Annotated in this window: 2 rRNA genes (both cut by a window edge); both read right to left on the bottom strand. The window is 52.2% G+C overall.

Annotated features, from left to right (window positions below):
- Window positions 1–1,526: ribosomal RNA gene (locus PND65_RS09435) — 23S ribosomal RNA — on the bottom strand; it reaches 1,466 nt to the left of the window's first position.
- A gap of 233 nt (window positions 1,527–1,759) precedes the next feature.
- Window positions 1,760–1,854 (bottom strand): 16S ribosomal RNA (locus PND65_RS09440) (it continues 1,547 nt past the right edge of the window).
- Together the 16S and 23S rRNA genes form the textbook arrangement of a ribosomal RNA operon.

A 1,854-nucleotide genomic window follows, 5' to 3' on the forward strand; every position in this document is an offset into this window, starting at 1 on the left:
TTGCCGACCGGATTTGCCTGGTCGACCGCTACCCCGCTTCGCCCTCAATCCGTTAAGAGGGTCACATTAGCCGTCTCCGTCACTCCATCGCTCCACATACGGGTGCAGGAATCTCCGCCTGCTTTCCATCCACTACGCCTTTCGGCCTCGCGTTAGGTCCCGACTTACCCAGGGCGGACGAACCTTCCCCTGGAATCCTTGGGCTTTCGGTGTGTAGGATTCTCACCTACATCTCGCTACTCACACCGGCATTCTCACTTCTATACAGTCCACCGCTCCTCACGGTACGGCTTCCACCCGTATACAACGCTCCCCTACCAATCATTCGATTCCGCAGTTTCGGTATCAGGCTTAGCCCCGGTACATTTTCGGCGCAGGGTCACTCGACTAGTGAGCTGTTACGCACTCTTTAAAGGGTGGCTGCTTCTGAGCCAACCTCCTAGTTGTCTGGGCATCCCCACATCCTTTTCCACTTAGCCTGCATTTTGGGACCTTAACTGGCGGTCTGGGCTGTTTCCCTCTCGACCATGGACCTTATCACTCACAGTCTGACTGCCGGACATCCCACATGACATTCGGAGTTTGATTGTATTCAGTACCCCGGGATGGGGCCATCACACATTCAGTGCTCTACCTTCACATGGGTTCATTCCGACGCTAGCCCTAAAGCTATTTCGGGGAGAACCAGCTATCTCCGGGTTCGATTGGAATTTCTCCGCTAGCCACAAGTCATCCGCCAACTTTTCAACGGTGGTCGGTTCGGTCCTCCATTGAGTTTCACCTCAACTTCAACCTGCTCATGGCTAGATCACCCGGTTTCGGGTCTACGGAAGTCTACTCTCGCCCTCTTCAGACTCGCTTTCGCTGCGGCTCCGTCCTTTCCGACTTAACCTCGCATCTTTCCGTAACTCGCCGGTTCATTCTACAAAAGGCACGCCATCACCCTTTAACGGGCTCTGACTTCTTGTAGGCATACGGTTTCAGGTTCTCTTTCACTCCGCTCCCGCGGTTCTTTTCACCTTTCCCTCACGGTACTGGTTCACTATCGCTCACTCGTTTATATTTAGCCTTGGCGGATGGTCCCGCCTGCTTCCGACAAGATTCCTCGTGTCTCGCCGTACTCAGGATCCCGCTAGACTTCCGGACCATTTCGACTACAGGACTTGCACCTTCTTCGGTCGCGCTTTCAATCGCGTTCGTCTATGCTCCTTCTTGTCATCCCGCGGTCCTTCAACCCCGGTCCTCAGACCGGTTTGGGCTTCTCCCCTTTCGCTCGCCGCTACTCAGGGAATCACTGTTGTTTTCTTTTCCTCCGGTTACTTAGATGTTTCAGTTCACCGGGTACCTCCCTGCACGGCTATGTGTTCACCGTGCGGTGACCGGCTGTGTGGCCGGCCGGGTTCCCCCATTCGGAGATCGGCGGGTCTTCGCTTCCTTACAGCTCACCGCCGCATTTCGCAGTTTGGCACGTCCTTCTTCAGTTTCGAGTGGCAAGGCATCCTCCGTACGCCCTTCCTTACTTAATCAGTGGTTCTCTACTTTCTCGTGTTTTTTTCGAGATGTTTCAAAGAAAACTGTTATAACTGTTTCGGTTTCATCTTACAACTTTTACGTTATAGACCTTTTCTGTTATGTCTTTTCTTTTGATGTTGTTCAGTTTTCAAAGATCGATCCTGAGGTATCCAAACAGATCCCTCAAAACCAAACAGAATATCTCCAAGTCCAAAACCTTTTTTACTTATACACTCTTTCTCCTTAGAAAGGAGGTGATCCATCCCCACGTTCCCGTAGGGATACCTTGTTACGACTTAACCCCAGTCATCGATCCTACCTTCGACGGCTCACTCCCTGAAA

Source organism: Faecalitalea cylindroides (assembly GCF_028321995.1).
GTDB lineage: Bacteria > Bacillota_I > Bacilli_A > Erysipelotrichales > Erysipelotrichaceae > Faecalitalea > Faecalitalea cylindroides.